Here is a 19284-nt window from a genome sequence, read left to right as displayed (position 1 = left end):
GTGTCGGTCAAACACCCATCTGGCGGGCGGCGCTAACAACTCCCCAGTTGTTCTTATTTACTAAGTACATGTCGCTCGCCAATATAATTTACACGAGGACGGAACAAACGATTATTTGCATGTTGCTCAATAACGTGCGCACATAACCCCACTGTTCTAGAGCTAAAGAAGATTGGTGTGTAAAGTTGAATTGGAATACCTAGCATCCAATATACTGGAGCTGCATAATAATCAAGATTTGGATAAATTCCTTTTTCTTTTTCCATAATCTTTTCTCCAGCTTCACACATTTCATATAGTGTATAATCACCTTTTACATCACATAACTGTTTTAAAGCTTCCTTCATCATAAGTGCTCTTGGATCCATCTTCTTCATATAAACACGGTGTCCAAAGCCCATAATTTTTTCTTTGTTATATAGTTTCTTCTGTAATAACTCTTCAAATTTCTCAACATTACCAGCTTCTAAAAGCATGTACATAACCGCTTCATTTGCACCGCCATGTAAACTTCCTTTTAAAGATGCAACTGCACCTGTTAAAGCACCGTATAAATCTGATTGTGTTGATGCAATAACGCGAGCTGTAAATGTAGAGTTTGGCATTTCATGCTCACTATATAAAACAAGGGAACGATCAAAGATCTTTTCCTCAAGTTCAGTTGGTTTTTTACCAGTTAACATATAGAAGAAATTCGCACTATAAGATAATTCTTTAAGAGGTTCAATTGGCTCCTCATTATTTAAAATATGATAGCTATTCGCTACAATGTTTGGCACTTTACTTAACAGCTTGTACCCTCGGCTTTTATTCACTTCTAACGAGCGGTTTTCGATATCATTATCGTAACCAGCTAACGCTGACACACCTGTACGTAATCCATCCATGGGATGCGTCTCTTTAGGCAATGCCTTTAGTACGTTGAATACACCTTCTGGTACTGCATATTCTTCTTTTAATTTCTTTTCAAGTGTTACTTTTTCATCTTCATTCGGTAGGTGTTCCTCCAATAAAAGGTGCACAATGTCTAAATACTCTTTTGTTTTTGAGAGTTCGATTAAGTCATACCCTTGAATTACAATTTCACCTTTTACTGTGTCAAGAAACGAGATTTTCGTCTCCGCTGCCACTATACCATCTAATCCCGGGGAAAATTTCTCTTCAGCTTTCATCATTATTTCCTCCAATCCTAATAGATCTTCGTGCACATAACTGTAAGCCTTTACAATACTGTGAAACTACATTTCTATTTCAATGTATCAGAGTTTTTAGAAGATTTCAATTTATTTTATAATGATAAGTTTCCTACACTTTTCTTACTGTAACAATACAATTTTTTGAAAATAATTCTTATATTTTATAAAGAAAGGATAGACTTCTTTGCGTATTTTCAAAAACAAGATATAAAGATTTTTCATATAACACCGCCAAATATACAATTATTCTAATTTTATTTGAGAAATAGAAAAAACGAGCTGTACATAAATACAGCTCGTTACTATATGATATTTATTTCACTATCTCTTAAATATAATTTTTATATAAAACTTATTCATTTTTAATAAAGTTATTATTTTACATAATTAAATTGAATTTCTTCCATTTCCTCATGATAACTTACAAATAAATCATAGTTTTGAAAATACCAAAGATCATCAGAATCTACAAAAAATATAATACCTTCCTTCTCAACTGACACTATTTCGCCATCGGGTTTCTCAGCAACAACCCCTAAAGAATATCCGGGCTGAATTGAACTATCCCCTCCGTACCTTACAGTAAAACGTACAGATTCACCGTGCTTTATACGTAATTCTTCCTGGAACCATTGCAGAGCTTTACGATCAATTGAAATTCTCATCTTTATTCCTCCAGTTTACGCAAACTCTTTTTTTCCTAATCGTTGTTTTACAAAGAAGACGAAAATAATTAAGGCTATCAATGCTGAAATTGCACTCCCTGAAAATAAAATACGATAACCAAACATTTGTGAAACAACTCCAAGTAAAATAGCACCTAACCCGATTCCTAAATCAAACGCTGTAAAAAATGAAGCATTTGCAACTCCTCTTTTACTCGGATCGACAATTGTAAGCATTGCCGCTTGCAAAGCTGGCTGCGCTGAACCAAATCCAATACCGTATAATGTTGCTGCGATAATTACACCTATCAAACCATTTGAGATAGTTAAAACAACTATAGCTAAAATAGTAATACATAATGCTGGAAGTATGATGAATACTTCTCCATACTTATCTAATAGTTTCCCTGAAATTGGTCTTACAATTGTTAATGCAATTGCATATACAAGAAAGAAAGTTCCCGGGTTTACATGAATTGATGATGCAAATAACGGTAAAAAGGTTGTTATTCCTCCATATGCAAACGATAAAAAGAATACTACAATCGTGATTGTTAATACGGATTTCTCAAATAGCTGAATTTTCCCTTTTTCTTTTTGTGGCGTAAATGGGATCTTCGTTATTAATGATAATACAACTGCCATAAAAGATAACAACGTCGCTAATAAAAATAGACCATCAAATGAATAATTTTGCACAACCCATAATCCAATCATAGGTCCAATCGCCATTGCAATTGTCATCGCCATCCCATACCAACCCATACCTTCACCGCGGCGTGAATCTGGAATAATATCCGTTATTGCTGTTCCAACAGCTGTTGTAGAAACAGCCCATGTTACTCCGTGAATAACACGTAAAACAGCTAAAAGGACAATAGTCGATGCTATATTATAGGAGTACATCGTTAAGCCAAAAAAGATGAGTCCGAAAATAATAAAGGATCTTCTACCATATTGATCTAACATTCCTCCAATAATCGGTCGTATTACAACAGCAGCTATTGTAAACATCCCCATCATAAGTCCAACTTGCGATTCATTGCCACCTATCTCTTTAATAAAGAGCGGGAGCGTTGGAACAAGTAAATAAAATCCTGTAAATAAAAATAACATTGCGAAAGTCATTTGAATAAATGATTTCGTCCATAATCGTTCCATAAAAATACCTCCATACACTCGTAAAATATTACGATTAACACCCTCATTGTACATTTTATTGATCTCTTTTCCCTCCGCAAATAGACGTATCTTTTCATATTAAATAGTCCACCATCAGCTTACATTAGTCTTAAGACTTTGTACGCATATTTTAAACGAAAGTCCTATATATGTACCTTTATACGTGTGAAAAGAATATACTAATTTATTATCACAACTTAGGAGTGATTATTTTATGTGGGTATTATCATCAAGAGTAACTGTCGCGGTTCCTTCGATACCCGAAATACATGCCCCCGCCGTTCATACAGCAAGTTCCGATGTCGGCATTGAACTTCCAGCAATTTGGCAACAATACCAATCACCAGGTCAAGCTACCCCTTCATTTTGGCATCATGGTGCCCATCCAAGTAGCACTACCTTTTATCATCCTAGCCACGCTCCACTACCTCAGGCTCAAGTCTTTTATCATTTCCCATCAATTTATTTTCAAAATTTTTATGGTACGTTTAACATTTAAAACACATCATTTCATAGCTACTACATTTAAACGAAAAAAGCACTTAAGATTGTAATTTTCACAAATCTTAAGTGCTTTTTAATATTTTTTATAAATTTTTCTTATTGCCCATTATTAGCAGGGGGCTCTCCTGCATTACCGCCAGTCTCTGGTTGTGTGGTCGCTGGTGGAGTTGTATTTCCTTGACCTCCTCCATTATTTGCCGGAGGTGTCGTATTTCCTTGACCTCCTCCGTTATTTGCTGGAGGTGTCGTATTTCCTTGACCTCCTCCATTATTTGCTGGAGGTGTCGTATTTCCTTGACCTCCTCCATTATTTGCTGGAGGTGTCGTATTTCCTTGACCTCCTCCGTTATTTGCTGGAGGTGTCGTTCCTTGGCCATTTCCATTATTTTGTTCTTCTTGTTTCTTTTGCTCTTCTAGTTTCTTTTGTTCTTCTTGCTTCTTAAGTTCCTCTTGTTTCTTTTGTTCTTCTTGTTTTTTCAGTTCTTCTTGTTTCTTTAATTCTTCTTGCTTTTTCTCTTCTTCAGTTTTTTGCTGTTGATCTTGTTTTGGTTGCTCCGTTGTATCCGGTACGCTAGTATTTGGCGATGAATCACGTTTTTCACCTTTTATACGTAGCTCACTACCTTCTTGAATAACACTACTTGGCATTTTAAAGCGTGATTTATCTGTAGCCATTTCGCTCATCATTTCTTTAAAGATCAACTGTGCAATTTTCGTATTCTTACTACTAATATACTCGTCTTTACCATCTTTCATATACCCAGTCCATACTGCCATCGTATATTGCGGTGTATATCCAGCGAACCAACTATCACGAGTTGCACTTTCTGGAATTTTATATTGAGCTAATTGCTTTGATGAATAGTTTGTCGTACCCGTTTTACCAGCTACATCTAAGGAGCCTACATTTGCCGATGTACCAGTACCAGATGTAACTACAGAACGAAGCATATCAGTAATCATGTATGCGGTAGAATCTGTCATAACTTGTTTTGGTTTTTGTCCAAAACTTTGTGACTTACCGTCTGGATAAACGACTTTCTTAACAAAATGCGGTTTCGTATATTTACCTTCATTACCAAATGCCGCATAAGCACCCGCTATTTCAGTTGGCGATACTTCATTTGTACCAATCGCTGTCGATTCTGTCGGTGCTGTATTAAATGTAATACCTAGTTTCTCAGAGAATTCTTTCGATTTACTAATCCCTACTTCTTTTGCAGTTTTAATTGCAGGAATATTACGCGACATTTTTAATGCTTCACGCATTGTAATTGGACCCATATGACTTCTATCTGCATTTCGTACTTCTTGTCCCGTTGAATACTTAAATGGAGAGTCATCAATTTGATGGTACGTAGCCCATTTTAAATATTCAATTGCAGGAGCGTAGTCGAAAATCGGCTTCATCGTTGAACCAGCTGCACGATCTAATTCAATTGCCATATTATGCCCTTTAAATACAGCTTTATTTTCTCCACGGCCACTACCTATAGCACGAACTTCTCCTGTTTTCGTATCCATAAATGTGAATGCACCTTGGAATTTATCGTTCGGATAATCAATGATATTATTATTTAAAATATTATCAGCAAGTTTCTGTGCTTTCGGATCTAACGTTGTATAAATTTCTAAACCGTCAGAACCGATATTAGCATCTGGTAATTCTTTTTCTACTTCTTTCACAACTGCATCCATAAATGCAGGGTATGGCATTGTTTGTAGTTGAGTTGCAGGCTTGAGTCCCTTTTCTACGTCAACTTTTATTGCTTCTTCCATTTCCTGTTTTGTTATATATCCATGTCGGTTCATTAAACTTAGAACAACATTTCTTCTTTCTGTTGCTTTTTGAACATTTTCTTTTTTCGTTGGATCATAGTTATTCGGTGCTTTCGGTAAACCTGCAAGCATCGCAACTTCTGGTAATGTTAAGTCCTTCAATTCTTTACCATAGTAGTTTTGTGCTGCTGTTGCGATCCCATATGAACGGTTTCCTAAGTTAATTTTATTTAAGTACATCTCTAATATTTCATGTTTTGAATACTGTTGTTCTAGCTTATAAGCTAAATATATTTCTTGCGCCTTACGCTTTGGTGTTTTGTCCATTGATAAGAAGTAGTTTTTAATAACTTGCTGTGTTATCGTACTTCCACCTTGAGAACCATAATCCCCTTTAAGACTTACTAGAACAGCACGGGCAGTACCTTTAAAATCTACTCCGCTATGCTCATAAAAACGTGAATCTTCTGTCGCTAAAAATGCATTTTCTACTAATTTAGGTATTTGCTCATACGTAACATTCGTCCTTTTTTCTTTTCCATATTCATATACCAAATCCCCGTTTTTATCATAAATTTTTGAGGATAACGGATTAACAAGTTTTGCTTTCTCAAGTTTTGGTGCATCCTTAATCATTACGAAAAAGGTAGCAACCCCCGCCACTAAACCAACAATACCAAGTAATAAACAAGTAATTAAAAACTTGCGAAAGAATGATGTTTTACCTTTTGGTTTTTGTGTTTTAGAAGCTGGCTGTTTTTTCTTTTTAACTTGTCGTCGTTCCTCTCGAGAACGATAATTTTCTGACATGTTACTTTCTCCTGCCTTTCAATTCTCCCGTTGATTTACTTAAAAATATTGAGGTCACTTTCTAAAATGAATTTGATTAAGAAAGTATATTGACCTGGAGCATTCAATATTTTCCTAATTCACAGATTATAAATTTTAGAATACTTCTTATACAAACTATTTTCACTTCTATTTTTCCTAATAACGCTGCCCCTTTAAGCATAGAATGTAGAAAGTGAATTTTTAATACCTCGTATAAATAATATACCTTTTTTTCAAATGGTCAATATTTTCTTATTTATAAATCAAAGGTGAAATAAAAATAGCACAACGATATGTACTTCGTGTGAACTTCCTTATAATTACGTATAACAAACATTTAATATATTGCATATAAGTATAATACCTCTTAAATTATAAGGATTTCAACATCACAACCTCAACATCTACAAGAAATTATTAAAAATGAAAAGTGAGGAGTTGTGTAATGATGAAGCTATCTCCCGTAATTTCAAAAAATATAGTTGCTGTTGGCTACAATCCTTTTTCTATGATTTTGCGAATCCAATTAAAGAATGGTATGTACGATTTCTTTAATGTACCAGAAAGTATTTATACTGGCCTATTACATGCACAATCTAAAAGTTATTATCATAATACTTACATTAAAAATTCTTTCCGCCACACAAAAATCTAAACTTAACACCCACTAAAAAAGAAAGGAGGTTAATCCTCCTTCCTTTTAAAAACATTTTGCAGATGAATTATCTTCGATTCCTCTTATTAATTTCATCATATGCTTGAATTTGTTTTTTCAAACGCCGATCAGCTTTTTTATCATGCACTACAAGAATTGCATGTATAACCCCTGGAACCCAAAATATTAATGTTAATATAAAATTTATGATTGCCTGAATTGGTTTTCCACAAAATAATACAGCAACAGGTGGAAGAAGAATTGCTAATAAATACATCATCCCTTGAAAACTCCTTATTTTTTATTTTATATATCACTTTTCAAAATATACGCAAAGAAATCTTATGATGTTGGCATTACATAAATTTTCATTAAGTATATATAACATCTCTTACTTTATATATTCTATCTATACGCAAAAAAACCTACTACCATTTTATTCTTAACCTACCTCTAAAATCAATGTATCTCCTTCTATTTAAATAAGTATTTCAGACTTTTTATTGTTTTCTAGCCTATTTTCTTCCTCTATTGCAGTTACTCCAATTGCAGAAATTAACGTTCCTATCGCTTGTATCCAAATACCAATGAGTGCAATGATTCTCTCATCCTTCTTATCAAAAATACTATCTTCATTTTCTCTCTCATCTTTCAATACATTTGAAACACCTTGATACGCTTGTAATCCAGCCCCTAAACTTTGCATGGAGTTACCCAGTATAATAATTTTCTGTAATACATTTATATCCAACAAAGCTGCTTCTACTCCTAAAAAAGCACCGATCGATTGTAAACTGTTCCCTGTAATGATAAGATAATCATTTTCTTTCAATTGTTCATTTATATTAAAATATGTTCCTATTACATTTGATATATTGCCTAATGCTAATAACTCAATTCCTATTTGATCAAGTAATTTACTTTGATTCTCTAAGCCTATATTTTGATTTTCTCTTTTTTCTTCCCCATCATCATAATTGCTCGCAATGATTTGTAATATATATCCGAGGGCTTGTAATGAGCTTCCTACAATAACAAGATCCGATTCAACTTTCTCTTCTCCAATAAATCCTCTTGTCGTTCCAATAGCAGCTGTAAGATTCCCTCCCACTTGAAACCATGCCCCTGTCACTTTTAAACTGCTTGGATTCATTTTTATCACCTATTTAAATATTTTCTAAAGCTTTCAAAACAAACAAATCTCACCCTTAATCTTTTATTTTATTTTTTAGATGTAATTTTGTGAATGATATAATGTGCTACTAATATAAAAGCACCTTAAAGGTGCTTTTTATATGCATGCTGGGCATGTCAATGAATCTCCATTTTTATCTATTGTTATATTCAATATATATTCAATTGCTTTTTGTGACCAAGTTGCAGGTGTAGGCGATTCATTTATATATTGTGGCGCACATGACTTCAGCATTGGAGTACTAATACTCCCTCCAGGATCTAAAGCAACTACAGCCATGCCATGGGGTAATTCCAGGGCCATAGATTTAGTGATACCTTCAATAGCAAATTTCGAGGCACAATATGGCGCAAGCTCAGCCTCACCTTCTCTCCCCCAACTAGAACTCATATTAATGATAATTCCTTCTTTCCTAGCTACCATCGCTGGAACAAATGCTCTTATTACATTTACTACACCATTCACGTTTACATTCATTACATTTTCGAATTCTTGAGCCGTAATTTTCCAAAGTTGTGCATTTTGATTTACAATCGATGCATTATTTATTATCATATCGGGAGCTGTATGTGTATTAAGTATATAATTTGCCCAATTGTTAACTTGCTGAGAATCTGAAACATCAATTACTTGGAAATCATGTATTTTACTGTACTGCTTTTTTAGTTCTTCAATTTTATCTTTTGAACGTCCACAACCATATATGTTCCACCCTAATTCATGAAATCGATCAACCATCGCACGCCCTAACCCTTGTGTCACGCCTGTAATAATTACAGATTTACTAATTTCTTTTCGCTTCATTTCTCTCATCCTCCTTCCCTATATCTTACTCTCTTCATTTTTATTCAGCGATTTACTATAGTATCAACTCAACTCATACTTTAGTAATGGTTTTGATATTGTATACATAAACCAAAAAAGTAACCATCATGGTTACTTTTTGCTATATATCTAAAAATTCATTGTTTATTTCATTATTGTTTTTACATTTCAACTTCTCTTTTCCACATTTCTCACACTGGTAAATATAAACTACACCTAATGTCCCTTTTTTAAAATTCTCATTATCCTGCATCTTAATAAAAATATATTTATGTTTACAATGCGATTCACCCAAATAATTTTTAAACCACTTTTTCAACACAACACATTCCACCTTTATGATAGAACCTTTATTTAGCTGCTTTATTACATACTTTTATTTAAATGTTCAATCTCATCTTGCAACTTTTTAAATTGCTCAAAATGCATGGTAATAGATTGGCTACTACCATAATCAACATTTTGTTTCACTAATATAACACCCGTATCATGAAAAAGCGCTTCAAGTTCTTTCCTAATAGACACTTTCGCAATATAAGCTGTTTTAATTGCAGATAAAATTGCAATTTCATTAAACTTTAATTTTATTTCATTTGGACAAAATGCGTCTTCAACTAATATAACTTCATTACTATAAATTAGTGCAACAAGATTACTTGATTTGGCATCTGTTAAATCAACTTTTTTCATAATATCTTTCATTACATTTTGCCTCCTTTATTTTCATATATATCAATTATACAAATTTTTTTAAAAAATTACTCAACTTTATTATATTAATTTTAACACACTTTTATTGAAATCCATGCTCCAAACGTTTTACTATTCCACAATTTTTATTATATGAACCATCTGGACTATAACTCCATATAGTAATGTTAACAACTTATTATAAAGCAGGTGAAAATTATGCCATCAGTTGTAGGAAATTTAGTTGTACAAAATAGTAATGGATCATTTAACTTAGGTGATTTCTACAACGTTTCTCCGAAAGAAAATACGAAAGCTTATAATGGTTCCGGCGCATCAAACGTTGGTTTTGTTGTTAATACTTTTAGCGGTGTTAGCGCGACCAATACATTTGATTCTGACCTTGCAGATCAAAACCAAGTGGGTACAGCCTAATCTTATGTTCAACTTTTTGTATAGAAAATTTTAATTTGTCTATACTATAATCAGGCTGTTTGACAGCTCTTATCGATTTTGGAGTACCCTATCTTTTTCTCCCTTTCCCTGGGGCTCAGCAGCTAGCACAAAGCTAGCTGCTTTTTCTTATATTATTTGTCTCATAAATCAGAAATAAAAAAAGCTGCCATTTAATATTCAGCTTCTTTTACATTATTTCAATAATATCCATAGCGTTAAATACGTAAGTTTTATAAAAGGCGTCTGTACAAATTACAATTTGTTTTACCGGATTGATATGTACAACAGTCATGTAGCTTGTTAATATGTAACCATCTTCAAAATATGTTACCAATATTTCTTTCTCAGACAGTAATGACGTTAATAATTTATCAGAAATCCTCTCTTTTGCTTCATTTGTTAAAAGCGGTTTTTGTACTTTTAATTTCTCTCCAATAATCTTTCTCATATTTAAAAGTTGTTCGGACATTACTGTAAACGGAACCCACTCTCTTTCTTCTTTTTGTATCTTTACATCGTTCATTTTTTATCTCCTTGATCATTTATACATTTATTTATTCATGCTATCCCTTAGTTATTTTTAATACTTACTAAACTCGAATTTACTTCTAAACTATAATTAGGTTACCTCTTAAAAGAACATTCGTTCTTATTATACACGAACTTACGTTCCTTTGAGAAGAGCTATACTTATTATTTCTTAACAAAAAACATAATTTTATTTATCTCCATATTTTTTCCTTTATCAAATAAACTTTTCATTTCTTATATAACATGCATATAAAAACTAAAAGGCGACTTCACACAAAGTGAAATCGCCTTTTTCTAAAAAATATTCAAAGCTTATTTTTCTATCCTAACTAATGTTCTTTCTGGAATACATAATTCATCTATATTAAAATGATTTATTTTTAATTTCAATTCCCCTACTCGTTCCTTATCTTCATCACCAACCCAACAACTGAATAATTCAAAATAGTCTCCATCTTCCAAATAACCTTCCATAATCTTGCATAAAGTTAAAAGTTTTTCTTTCGCTTCTTTTTTTTCCTTTACGTTTTGCCACTCGACAAGTTCAATTCCCCAACTAGTTGAAACCTCATATATGTAATTTTTTTGGAATTGATACTCTTGTACAATTTCAAGCATACTTTCATCTGCAAAACATGGTCCAAAAACAATTACATCATTAGAATCGGGCTCCGTTAACGGAATTTCTACATTACAGCCTATGTAACTTGCTAAACTCATTTTATACTCCTCCAATATTCGTATAAAAAATACTTCATAGTATATTTATTTACTCAAATATAAAATCCCTGCCTAAACAAAAAAGTTTTAAATTTTTTCGTTTATTAACCATCTATAACTGAACACATATACTATGATGAACGAACTCACAAAGCATAAGAAAAGAGAGCATTTACAACACTCTCTTTTCTTACATACTCTATGGAACTTTACAAAACTGAATCAGTGATTTTTATTATTATATTTCATTACATATACTTAGGTTGTACTATTATATGTAACTCTCTCTCTGTATCCGCTTTTTTCGGATGACGAAAATAATTAAGTTCGTACTTTAACACTTTATACTCAACAATTCCGATTTTAATCCCTTTCGTTTCTTTTAATATAGCTAATAAATCACTTATATTTTCATCATATGACTCAAAAATTTTCGCTCCGCCCTCTCCTTGAAAGATTACTTTCATATATTCTCCCCACCTTAATTTATTGATGTGGTAAATGATGCGTTTAAAACGATTCATTCTTTATCCTAAAATTTTCACAACAAAAAGAGCATCCTTTCCAATCGAATGCTCAGCTTTTTACTAATTATCCATGTTAAATATTTATTCAAAAACATTATATGTATTATTTTTTAAATTATGTTCGATATTCATTATTAAAGAGTAAATATATGTAATAAACTTGCATAATGAAAACCGTAGAATATCCACTTTCGTTGAAATAATTATAAACCATAATTTTCCATTGTAATTCTTAATATTTAAATGTAATATTGTATTGTCTTACTATCTATTTATAACTCACACACTAATTAGAAAAGGGAACTCTATATGAGTTCCCTTTTCTAATTATGATTACAGTCATTATTTCTTTTCTAGAAATTTAAATGTATCTTTAAATTCTTTATTATTCACTTTAATATCAGCATCTTTCAATAAATCATTGACTACTTGTTGTTTCCATTTACCTGTCGTATCTTGTAGTCTTTGTTGTTCTATATCTTTACGAATTTTATCCTTTACTTCATCAAATGGCTTCAATTCTTTTTTATCCGTCACTTTAATAATATGGTAACCGTAAGTTGTTTTAACCGGATCACTTACTTGGCCTGCATCTAATTTATACGCAGCTTCCTCAAATTCTTTCACTGTTTGCCCAGGAGCAAAACCAGATATTTCCCCGCCCTGTTCCTTTGAACCAGTATCCTCTGAATACTGTTTTGCTAAGGCAGCAAAATCTTCACCATTATTTACTTTCTCCTTTATTTCTTTAGCCGTTTTTTCATCTTTCACTAAAATGTGACTTACTTTCATTTCTGGTTTATAGTTATTTTTCACATCTTTATCTGTAACTGTTGCTTTAATCGCTTTCTCAAATGCAATTTCTGGCTTCATTTTTTCTTTTAATTCATCTTCGTTTTTCAACCCAAGTTGTTCTAAAGTCGATTTAAAGTTCTCACCCATTTTATCTTTTGCTTCTTCTACTTTCTTTTTTGCTTCCTCATCTGAAACTTTATATTTATCTAACAATGCCTTACTTAACATCATTTGATATAAAGTACTTTCTCCATATTGTTGTCGTAATTCTTTACTTAATTCTTTCTCTGTAACATTCCCTACTTTTGATGTTACTACGTTGTCTGAGGAACCACATGCAGATAATGCTAGCATCACGCATGAAATAATTGTTCCAATAAATATTTTTTTCTTTTTCAATTCAAATACCTCACTTTTATCATTATGCAAATTAACTATACACAGTCATTGTGAAAACAGTGTGTTTTCTACATGTAATTCATTTCATATGAGTAGACTATGTATCATGTATTTTCATTTTTAAACGTAAAGAGTCTTCTTACTATTATGTATAGTAAGAAGACTCTTTACATACTCCTTAAAAACAATACTGCCGCTATAGTTACTTAATAATTACATGTTTTTCAGGTATCCAACTATTCTGCCCGATATCTATCGCATTTCCCACTCTACCCCACACTCGAAAAGATGTCGATCCATCTATATTCCCTTTATAATTCATACATTCAGGCTCTTCATAATAATTTACTCCGTAACCGACAGGATATTTCGAAGTTGCATAAAACCATTTCACATTAAAATGTTTTAAATATGCCCACTGCTTATCGTTCCCTAAACAAATCATATCTTGCTCACCGCCTCCCCAATAACTTGTTAAGATTAAATATGGAATTTTCTGAGTGAGTGCACCTGTAAATTGAGGGGTCATGGGAGTTTCATATAAATTTATTCCGTATCCATCAGGATATTTCGAAACTGCAATACCAATGCCATTCGGTTGCTGTGTATACACTATGTTAGATTGATTTGCTTTGTTGGAATCTATAAACCAAGAAAGTGACTTATTTCCTACTAATCGATTCAGATCACATTTCCCAATACCAGGAACATTCCCTGAATCCGTATATTGCCACATATCGCATGGATATGCTGGCTTATTCCCTCCATAACGAGGGATCCATATGAAATCAGCTTCAATATTACATGTTCCAAATGATAAATACGTGTGATGCCCTACGTATAATCCTACTTTTTCCGCACCTAAACGGCGTAATTCATCAATAAATGCCTGTGTCCCGCCTTGCATATCTACCATCGTTTGAACTTCTATGTCCGCTACCCAAAACTTAGCAGATTGATCACCACGATTCCAAAAATCTTGTGCCTCTTTCTTTGCATCAGCAATAGATATAAAACGGCAAAAAGCATAATTACCGAATGGGATACTATGCTTTTTCATTTCACTAACATAATTTTGATACATAAAATCCACCGTATTAGAGCCATCTTGAACTCTAGCAATCACTAAATCTAGCTGAGATGCTGCAATATCCCAATTAATAGTTCCATTCCATTTTGAAATATCTACAATATACCCCATACATTCCAGCTCCTTTTGAATGTCTTATTCATAGCTTGTTTTATTGTAAGCCTCCTCTCTCTAAAACTAGCTATCTATAATATAAATAAAAAGAATCTTTACTGTTTTTCAAAATATATTCTCTTTCAGAAATATTTCTATCAACTTTAACATGTATGCCACATAAAACATTCGAAATATACCCTACTATTCATTTATTATGTAATCTCGTCCTATCAATCATTTTTACAGATATTAAAAAAAATTCCCTGTATTATTAAATTATAACTTTCAGTATCGATTTCCTTTCAACTAAAAAATTTCATCCCTCATTTTCTATATACTCTTAAGTCAAAATTACTACCTCTACATGAAATTTGAGATTTAGAAAAATTTTAATTAATTGAAGTTTACTCCTATTAAATTGCTATTTTCCAACCTGAACACTATTGGTGCATAAAAAAGACATTTTCTATTACTGAAAATGTCTTTTTACAGTTTAATAAAACAACTTTGGTGCTAAATCTGTATTTTGTAATTGTGAGTTTTCACTGCTCATAACACAACTTGTGGAAAATAGAATTGGGATACCACAAACCTCATCATTCATTACATCACGAAACACATTGGCAGCAACACCTGTAAACGTTTGACATAAGTTAGAAATATCGTCATTGAAAAACTGAATGACTTCCGCAGCGAAAACCGGAAAAACAACATTCGGTCCGCCAGGGAACTGAGGCTGTACCACAACTTGTTCAAAATAAGGATTATTTTCTAGTGCTACTTGAAATAAATGAGCTATTTCAAATGCATCTAGTGGACAAGGAAATGGATTTACAATTTCATTCTCATTATTCGTTACAATAACTGTCACACTTACATTCCCAAATTGTACAAAAGATTTTAAAAGCGTTGCTAATGCTCTTGCTTTTTCGTTGCTTAACGCATGCACTAAAATAATATAATTACCACCCACAGGAATAAGCGGCCCAACTGTAACAGTTGGATCAGCACCTATTGAATTTTTTAATTCATTAAAATATGTGATCCACGGTGGCGAAAGCTGAGCTTGTACATTTTCTTCCACTATTTTATACTACCTCCTTATACCATTCTTACTAACATAATATGTAACAAACAAAAAAATGCATTAGTTATATTAACCATTTGCGTATTTATTGATTATATTAATTAAACATTTTATTTCCCATTCTCAATTTCCCCTTTACATCTTTAAGCACTTTTACTACTATAAAATTCTTTATTATAAGCAAATCCACTGAAATTTCATATTATACTAATACGACTCTATATCCATTAAATTATAATACTCAATATTAGGAGCTGATTTCATGGAAAAAAAACCTATCGTGTTCAAAATCCCACCAAATTCAAAGCTAAAAATTACATTTTTCGGTCCTTGTAACGAAGTAATTACAAATGTGTCTATAATTAATCAACTATGCACCCCTAAATGTCAAACTATCACGCAATACCCAGACTTTAAGAAATATGTAACGGAAGTACGATCGCTATCCCGCTGTTAGTCCGCATAATGCACGATTTTCACAACTTTATTACCTAAAATAACCGAGAAAGAAAATAACTGCATTCCTAGACTAAAATTACTCATGTTATGATATTCCATTGATAATTCATTGATTTTTTACACGTTTTTATGAAAAGAACATATATTATCGTATGGAGATTATCCACTCATAAAACCTATCTTTCTTTGGAGCGTACTTTTTATGTATGCTCTTTTTTTATGTAACCGTCCCCCTTCTAAATTGATCAACAATATATTAAAATTCTTTATATACTCAAGGAGGTCAAATATGTTCAAGTTGCATCCAATACTACTCATCTTAGGATTGATTTTGTTTTTATATAGTGTAATCGCCTTTATGCTATTCTTTTCAGTGTATTAGCATTCCCTACACAAATCTATGTTCAATATATAATTTCTATATAGTAAAGAAAAAACATAATGATACGATTTTTTATGTATTCCGTCTTTCTTGTTCTATAAGAAAACTAGTAAACTTACTAACAATGCGTTTTTACAAGCATGTTACTTATTATTCTGTTTATTATCTGAAGAAGGTTGAAGCCCCTACAAATTAAACTACGCTTTACCTATTTACTTATATATTTTAGAAAAACAATAATAATCCCCTACCATTTGGTAAGGGGATTAACTAAACCTACTAAAAAACATTTAATGATCAGTTTTATTTAGTTGGAGAAGGAAATCTTGCTGCTTCAAAATGTGCACCATCTTCTAAAGGACTTAAAACTCCATCTATACTACTTTGTGCATAAATCTCAACTTCATCCCCTGCATTCAATTGAACAATCGTCGAAACACTTACGACATTTCCAAAACTTATTGGACCAAAAAAGTCATTATCTATAGCTATCGCTGCGTTTCCATTCACACGAATTTCTACACGCGCTCTATAATTTAAAGTTGGATCGTTTGGAAAGAAACCAATCGTTCCAATAATAGAATATACACCTTTAGTCTTCGGCATAAAAATAGATGTTGCTGGATTATACTCATTCGCTAAATCAAATTGTTCATTTTGAAATAACACTTTCACAAAAGTATTAGCAGGAACATTTTGATTCACAGTATTTCTAGCTCTAAATGCCGATGCTCTAACAAGATTGTCCTTGTTATCATGACACTTACTAGTGTTCTTACAACAATCATGATGCTTATTTTTATACTCCTTACAATACTTACAGTAGTAATAACAAGACATACTGATTCCCCTTTCAAACTTATTACTATATATTATGTAAGATTGATTTATAAGGTTTGGACTAGCTATTTTTATTATTCATAAGGGCGCTATTAATCTGCACCCTTATTTATATACACCACTTCATTCCTTACTAGTTATAAGTTGTATATAGTTCCATATGGAATAGTAAGAAAAGAACTTCCGTACGGTGTAACATGATGTACTGGGTAAAAATACTCTACGGATGAGTAATATGGTTGTACTCCTTGCTGCTGCATTTGCATTTGTTGTTGCATTTGCAATGCTTGTTGAATAGCTTGGACTGTACTTTGTGCTCCACTATACGTTATAGATGTACCATATGCTGGTCGCATACCAGTTTCAGAATTAAAATATGAATAAAACATGATTCTCAGCTCCCTTCCCGTATAATTTATTACAAATTATATTATGATTCTTTATTTCAGTGGGTACTATAAAGCTAGTCCGCTCGCTTATATTCAAATGACAAAATAAAAAAGTAGTTGCTAGACTACTTTGACTCCTTCTTATCACCAAATGAAATGATATACATATTCTCCTGTTACACGCTCATTAATTCCCGCAACCCTAACGAACCTCAGTAAATCCGCTCCTTGAAGGAAATATACCGAAATCGTAACCGGTACTTGCGACCACATGAATTGATAAAGCTCATTCACTCTCTGATTCGTCGTAACGATTAAATCATTTACAGGTCCATGATTCCATGCAGAGGTTTGAACTGAAGTGAAAGAAAGGTCTTTCCCATTAACCACTATTCTTGATACACTTTGAGTTATGTCCACAATAATCCCCTCCAACATTACAAAAATTGGACCTTTTTTAGTTCATATTATTATAAATATTCTTGACTGTAATAAATGTTTAAGGCAAATCCCTAATAAAGTGAAACTTTATTCAGCTCTCACCAATCGGGCTTTTACTGGCAGCCCGACCCCACCTAACTTCTTTGCTTCCGCTGAATTTTGAGGTGGGGGTATTACTGCCCGACAAATAGCGGGATAAAATTTTTTTATTCATATCCCTCAATTCCCATTACAACCATATAATTTCTAACCTTATTCAATTTTTGTAATTAAAATAAAAAATAGCTAATTCACTACTTAAAAAGTAAAAAAAGCATCAGATTGACTAGTATGTAGATGGTTAAATGAATGTAAAATGTTTTTAAATTATCTACTCTTTTTTTAGTTTGGAAGTAACTCTCATCTCTTCCCATCTTTATACACCACTTTCTTAATCACACTGAACGCAATATTCAATTGATGAGTTTGTCATTTCGTTACCTCCAATTAACGCCTTTGTTCAATGTAGTAATTTTCTTGTATAATAAAAGTTAATTAATCTAGAAGGGATTCTGAGAAAGAGCGAAAAATCAGCTGGAAAGCTTATCGATTTAAATATCTATTCGAAATTAATAAGCGATTAATTTTAGTCACTCTGCCCATACTCAATCAAAGTGTGGGCTTCTTTAATTTCTGTATAAAATTCAAAAGTTTGACACAATCCTGGAAAAAGCTTATAAAGAAAAGTGAGGTTCCATTATTTTCACACTTAGTAGCGCAGTCATGTTACATATAATTTTATAAGTGTGAACGAACTACAAAACTAAAAAACAAATAATAAGTTTGCAACATGTTTGCAAATACGAATTTTGCATATAAATTCGTGTGATATTGAAAGGAGTTTTACTTATGAAAGAAATTAAAACAGAACAAGAATTCAAAGACATCATCGCAAGCGAGGAGCCTGTAGTTGTTAAGTTCTTTACTACATGGTGCCCAGATTGCGTACGTATGGACAACTTTATCGGAGATGTAATGGAAGAGTTCAATAAATTTGAATGGTACTCTATCAATAAAGATGAGTTTCCAAGTATCGCTGAAGAGTATCAAGTAATGGGTATTCCAAGTTTACTTGTATACCAAAACGGTGAGAAGCTAGGCCACTTACATAGTGCTAATGCAAAAACAGAAGAGCAAGTTACTGAGTTTTTAGAAGCATACTAAAATGAAAACCCTCTGGAAAATATTTTTCAGAGGGTTTTCATCTATTTTCACAATTATCTTTTGAAGTTTTTCATCGTTTAATGAATTACACCTTGTCATGATAAGAATAATACGTAGTAAGAAAAGTATTCGTTTCCTCATCCATCTACCCTCCTATCTCTTTAGTAAATAAACTCCAATTAGGTTCACACCTTGACTTTGTACTTTTCAACATATTTTTCCTTTACGAAACTTTGTTATCCCCTTCTTAAAAAGCTATAAAACGTCAACAATGTTTGTATAGACCCACACGACTTTCGTTTGATACTCTATTTATAGAAAGAAATTCCTTTAAAGAAAGGTGAGTG

The 19284-nt window shown here is 32.4% G+C and carries 23 protein-coding genes and 1 pseudogene; 5 read left to right on the top strand and 19 right to left on the bottom strand.

The genetic code is table 11. From position 1 onward, the window contains the following. Positions 1-53 precede the first annotated feature (53 nt). The 3 genes from mmgD to ACTFRU_RS22465 all read right to left on the bottom strand — a co-directional run bounded on the left by mmgD (position 54) and on the right by ACTFRU_RS22465 (position 3022). Positions 54-1175, bottom strand: a complete 1122-nt coding sequence (mmgD, locus tag ACTFRU_RS22475; RefSeq protein ID WP_002041090.1) for a citrate synthase — start codon at positions 1173-1175, stop codon at positions 54-56. Between the two features lie 395 nt (positions 1176-1570). Continuing rightward, positions 1571-1861: a HesB/YadR/YfhF family protein gene (locus ACTFRU_RS22470; protein ID WP_001222842.1), complete on the bottom strand. Its 291-nt coding sequence runs from the start codon at positions 1859-1861 to the stop codon at positions 1571-1573. 15 nt (positions 1862-1876) lie between these two features. Beyond that, positions 1877-3022, bottom strand: coding sequence for an MFS transporter (locus ACTFRU_RS22465; RefSeq protein WP_000440662.1), 1146 nt, complete (start codon positions 3020-3022; stop codon positions 1877-1879). Between the two features lie 235 nt (positions 3023-3257). On the opposite strand from ACTFRU_RS22465, the gene ACTFRU_RS22460 reads away from it, so the two are divergent. Next, the gene (locus tag ACTFRU_RS22460) at positions 3258-3542 is read left to right on the top strand and encodes a hypothetical protein (protein WP_000270101.1); all 285 of its coding nucleotides are present in this window, start codon (positions 3258-3260) and stop codon (positions 3540-3542) included. 101 nt (positions 3543-3643) lie between these two features. Here the strand turns inward: ACTFRU_RS22460 and ACTFRU_RS22455 are convergent, their stop codons facing one another. Beyond that, a complete protein-coding gene (locus ACTFRU_RS22455; RefSeq protein ID WP_046392670.1) occupies positions 3644-6136 on the bottom strand; it encodes a PBP1A family penicillin-binding protein in 2493 nt (830 codons plus the stop codon). A gap of 466 nt (positions 6137-6602) precedes the next feature. Here ACTFRU_RS22455 and ACTFRU_RS22450 point away from each other — a divergent pair, with 466 nt between their 5' ends. Continuing rightward, the gene (locus tag ACTFRU_RS22450; RefSeq protein ID WP_000977081.1) at positions 6603-6812 is read left to right on the top strand and encodes a KTSC domain-containing protein; all 210 of its coding nucleotides are present in this window, start codon (positions 6603-6605) and stop codon (positions 6810-6812) included. A 67-nt stretch (positions 6813-6879) separates the two neighbouring features. On the opposite strand, the gene ACTFRU_RS22445 is transcribed toward ACTFRU_RS22450, so the two are convergent. From ACTFRU_RS22445 to ACTFRU_RS22425, 5 genes are all read right to left on the bottom strand, one after another. Next, positions 6880-7092, bottom strand: a complete 213-nt coding sequence (locus tag ACTFRU_RS22445; protein ID WP_000990233.1) for a YqaE/Pmp3 family membrane protein — start codon at positions 7090-7092, stop codon at positions 6880-6882. Between the two features lie 198 nt (positions 7093-7290). Continuing rightward, on the bottom strand, positions 7291-7965 hold the full coding sequence (locus ACTFRU_RS22440; protein ID WP_001070038.1) for a DUF6944 family repetitive protein: 675 nt from the start codon (positions 7963-7965) through the stop codon (positions 7291-7293). A gap of 138 nt (positions 7966-8103) precedes the next feature. Continuing rightward, entirely contained in the window at positions 8104-8811 is a 708-nt protein-coding gene (locus ACTFRU_RS22435) for an SDR family oxidoreductase (protein WP_440037872.1), read from the bottom strand. Positions 8812-8953: 142 nt separating this feature from the next. Beyond that, on the bottom strand, positions 8954-9154 hold the full coding sequence (locus ACTFRU_RS22430; protein WP_000915146.1) for a hypothetical protein: 201 nt from the start codon (positions 9152-9154) through the stop codon (positions 8954-8956). Between the two features lie 44 nt (positions 9155-9198). Then, a complete protein-coding gene (locus tag ACTFRU_RS22425; protein ID WP_440037871.1) occupies positions 9199-9534 on the bottom strand; it encodes a hypothetical protein in 336 nt (111 codons plus the stop codon). A gap of 207 nt (positions 9535-9741) precedes the next feature. On the opposite strand from ACTFRU_RS22425, the gene gerPF reads away from it, so the two are divergent. Continuing rightward, a complete protein-coding gene (gerPF, locus tag ACTFRU_RS22420) occupies positions 9742-9957 on the top strand; it encodes a spore germination protein GerPF (RefSeq protein ID WP_001141569.1) in 216 nt (71 codons plus the stop codon). A gap of 208 nt (positions 9958-10165) precedes the next feature. Here gerPF and ACTFRU_RS22415 read toward each other — a convergent pair whose 3' ends face one another. From ACTFRU_RS22415 to ACTFRU_RS22390, 6 genes are all read right to left on the bottom strand, one after another. Next, entirely contained in the window at positions 10166-10501 is a 336-nt protein-coding gene (locus ACTFRU_RS22415; protein ID WP_002024004.1) for a YolD-like family protein, read from the bottom strand. Positions 10502-10821: 320 nt separating this feature from the next. Next, positions 10822-11229, bottom strand: a complete 408-nt coding sequence (locus ACTFRU_RS22410) for a hypothetical protein (RefSeq protein ID WP_006925988.1) — start codon at positions 11227-11229, stop codon at positions 10822-10824. Positions 11230-11477: 248 nt separating this feature from the next. Next, positions 11478-11696: a hypothetical protein gene (locus ACTFRU_RS22405; protein WP_000864271.1), complete on the bottom strand. Its 219-nt coding sequence runs from the start codon at positions 11694-11696 to the stop codon at positions 11478-11480. 402 nt (positions 11697-12098) lie between these two features. After that, positions 12099-12950: a peptidylprolyl isomerase PrsA gene (locus tag ACTFRU_RS22400; RefSeq protein WP_000727348.1), complete on the bottom strand. Its 852-nt coding sequence runs from the start codon at positions 12948-12950 to the stop codon at positions 12099-12101. 202 nt (positions 12951-13152) lie between these two features. Next, on the bottom strand, positions 13153-14151 hold the full coding sequence (locus tag ACTFRU_RS22395) for a glycoside hydrolase family 25 protein (RefSeq protein ID WP_440037870.1): 999 nt from the start codon (positions 14149-14151) through the stop codon (positions 13153-13155). A gap of 478 nt (positions 14152-14629) precedes the next feature. Beyond that, positions 14630-15220 (bottom strand): hypothetical protein, encoded by a 591-nt coding sequence (locus ACTFRU_RS22390; protein WP_000392281.1) that lies wholly within the window; start codon positions 15218-15220, stop codon positions 14630-14632. Positions 15221-15485: 265 nt separating this feature from the next. Between ACTFRU_RS22390 and ACTFRU_RS22385 the strand changes: the two genes are divergently transcribed. Next, the gene (locus ACTFRU_RS22385) at positions 15486-15680 is read left to right on the top strand and encodes a hypothetical protein (protein WP_000412555.1); all 195 of its coding nucleotides are present in this window, start codon (positions 15486-15488) and stop codon (positions 15678-15680) included. Between the two features lie 687 nt (positions 15681-16367). Here ACTFRU_RS22385 and ACTFRU_RS22380 read toward each other — a convergent pair. The 4 genes and pseudogenes from ACTFRU_RS22380 to ACTFRU_RS22365 all read right to left on the bottom strand — a co-directional run. After that, on the bottom strand, positions 16368-16904 hold the full coding sequence (locus ACTFRU_RS22380; protein ID WP_016122449.1) for a C1q-like domain-containing protein: 537 nt from the start codon (positions 16902-16904) through the stop codon (positions 16368-16370). A 137-nt stretch (positions 16905-17041) separates the two neighbouring features. Next, positions 17042-17293 carry a DUF3947 family protein gene (locus ACTFRU_RS22375; RefSeq protein WP_000500100.1) on the bottom strand — a complete coding sequence of 84 codons (252 nt, stop codon included), beginning with the start codon at positions 17291-17293 and terminating at the stop codon, positions 17042-17044. Between the two features lie 144 nt (positions 17294-17437). After that, positions 17438-17713 carry a hypothetical protein gene (locus tag ACTFRU_RS22370; protein WP_000355695.1) on the bottom strand — a complete coding sequence of 92 codons (276 nt, stop codon included), beginning with the start codon at positions 17711-17713 and terminating at the stop codon, positions 17438-17440. A 323-nt stretch (positions 17714-18036) separates the two neighbouring features. Further along, positions 18037-18147: pseudogene (locus ACTFRU_RS22365) on the bottom strand (2TM domain-containing protein); the annotation flags it as partial. Between the two features lie 475 nt (positions 18148-18622). On the opposite strand from ACTFRU_RS22365, the gene ACTFRU_RS22360 reads away from it, so the two are divergent. Further along, on the top strand, positions 18623-18937 hold the full coding sequence (locus ACTFRU_RS22360) for a thioredoxin family protein (protein WP_000658787.1): 315 nt from the start codon (positions 18623-18625) through the stop codon (positions 18935-18937). Positions 18938-19284 lie beyond the last annotated feature (347 nt).

This window comes from Bacillus cereus group sp. MYBK220-1 (genome assembly GCF_051916445.1).
In the GTDB taxonomy this organism is placed as follows: domain Bacteria; phylum Bacillota; class Bacilli; order Bacillales; family Bacillaceae_G; genus Bacillus_A; species Bacillus_A cereus.
This window is presented reverse-complemented; position numbering and strand designations above follow the sequence as displayed.

Coding starts and splice junctions, on each gene's coding strand:
- mmgD (WP_002041090.1), bottom strand. CDS start 1,175: ATGATGAAAGCTGAAGAGAAATTTTCCCCGGGATTAGATGGTATAGTG.
- ACTFRU_RS22470 (WP_001222842.1), bottom strand. CDS start 1,861: ATGAGAATTTCAATTGATCGTAAAGCTCTGCAATGGTTCCAGGAAGAA.
- ACTFRU_RS22465 (WP_000440662.1), bottom strand. CDS start 3,022: ATGGAACGATTATGGACGAAATCATTTATTCAAATGACTTTCGCAATG.
- ACTFRU_RS22460 (WP_000270101.1), top strand. CDS start 3,258: ATGTGGGTATTATCATCAAGAGTAACTGTCGCGGTTCCTTCGATACCC.
- ACTFRU_RS22455 (WP_046392670.1), bottom strand. CDS start 6,136: ATGTCAGAAAATTATCGTTCTCGAGAGGAACGACGACAAGTTAAAAAG.
- ACTFRU_RS22450 (WP_000977081.1), top strand. CDS start 6,603: ATGATGAAGCTATCTCCCGTAATTTCAAAAAATATAGTTGCTGTTGGC.
- ACTFRU_RS22445 (WP_000990233.1), bottom strand. CDS start 7,092: ATGATGTATTTATTAGCAATTCTTCTTCCACCTGTTGCTGTATTATTT.
- ACTFRU_RS22440 (WP_001070038.1), bottom strand. CDS start 7,965: ATGAATCCAAGCAGTTTAAAAGTGACAGGGGCATGGTTTCAAGTGGGA.
- ACTFRU_RS22435 (WP_440037872.1), bottom strand. CDS start 8,811: ATGAAGCGAAAAGAAATTAGTAAATCTGTAATTATTACAGGCGTGACA.
- ACTFRU_RS22425 (WP_440037871.1), bottom strand. CDS start 9,534: ATGAAAGATATTATGAAAAAAGTTGATTTAACAGATGCCAAATCAAGT.
- gerPF (WP_001141569.1), top strand. CDS start 9,742: ATGCCATCAGTTGTAGGAAATTTAGTTGTACAAAATAGTAATGGATCA.
- ACTFRU_RS22415 (WP_002024004.1), bottom strand. CDS start 10,501: ATGAACGATGTAAAGATACAAAAAGAAGAAAGAGAGTGGGTTCCGTTT.
- ACTFRU_RS22410 (WP_006925988.1), bottom strand. CDS start 11,229: ATGAGTTTAGCAAGTTACATAGGCTGTAATGTAGAAATTCCGTTAACG.
- ACTFRU_RS22405 (WP_000864271.1), bottom strand. CDS start 11,696: ATGAAAGTAATCTTTCAAGGAGAGGGCGGAGCGAAAATTTTTGAGTCA.
- ACTFRU_RS22395 (WP_440037870.1), bottom strand. CDS start 14,151: ATGGGGTATATTGTAGATATTTCAAAATGGAATGGAACTATTAATTGG.
- ACTFRU_RS22385 (WP_000412555.1), top strand. CDS start 15,486: ATGGAAAAAAAACCTATCGTGTTCAAAATCCCACCAAATTCAAAGCTA.
- ACTFRU_RS22380 (WP_016122449.1), bottom strand. CDS start 16,904: ATGTCTTGTTATTACTACTGTAAGTATTGTAAGGAGTATAAAAATAAG.
- ACTFRU_RS22375 (WP_000500100.1), bottom strand. CDS start 17,293: ATGTTTTATTCATATTTTAATTCTGAAACTGGTATGCGACCAGCATAT.
- ACTFRU_RS22360 (WP_000658787.1), top strand. CDS start 18,623: ATGAAAGAAATTAAAACAGAACAAGAATTCAAAGACATCATCGCAAGC.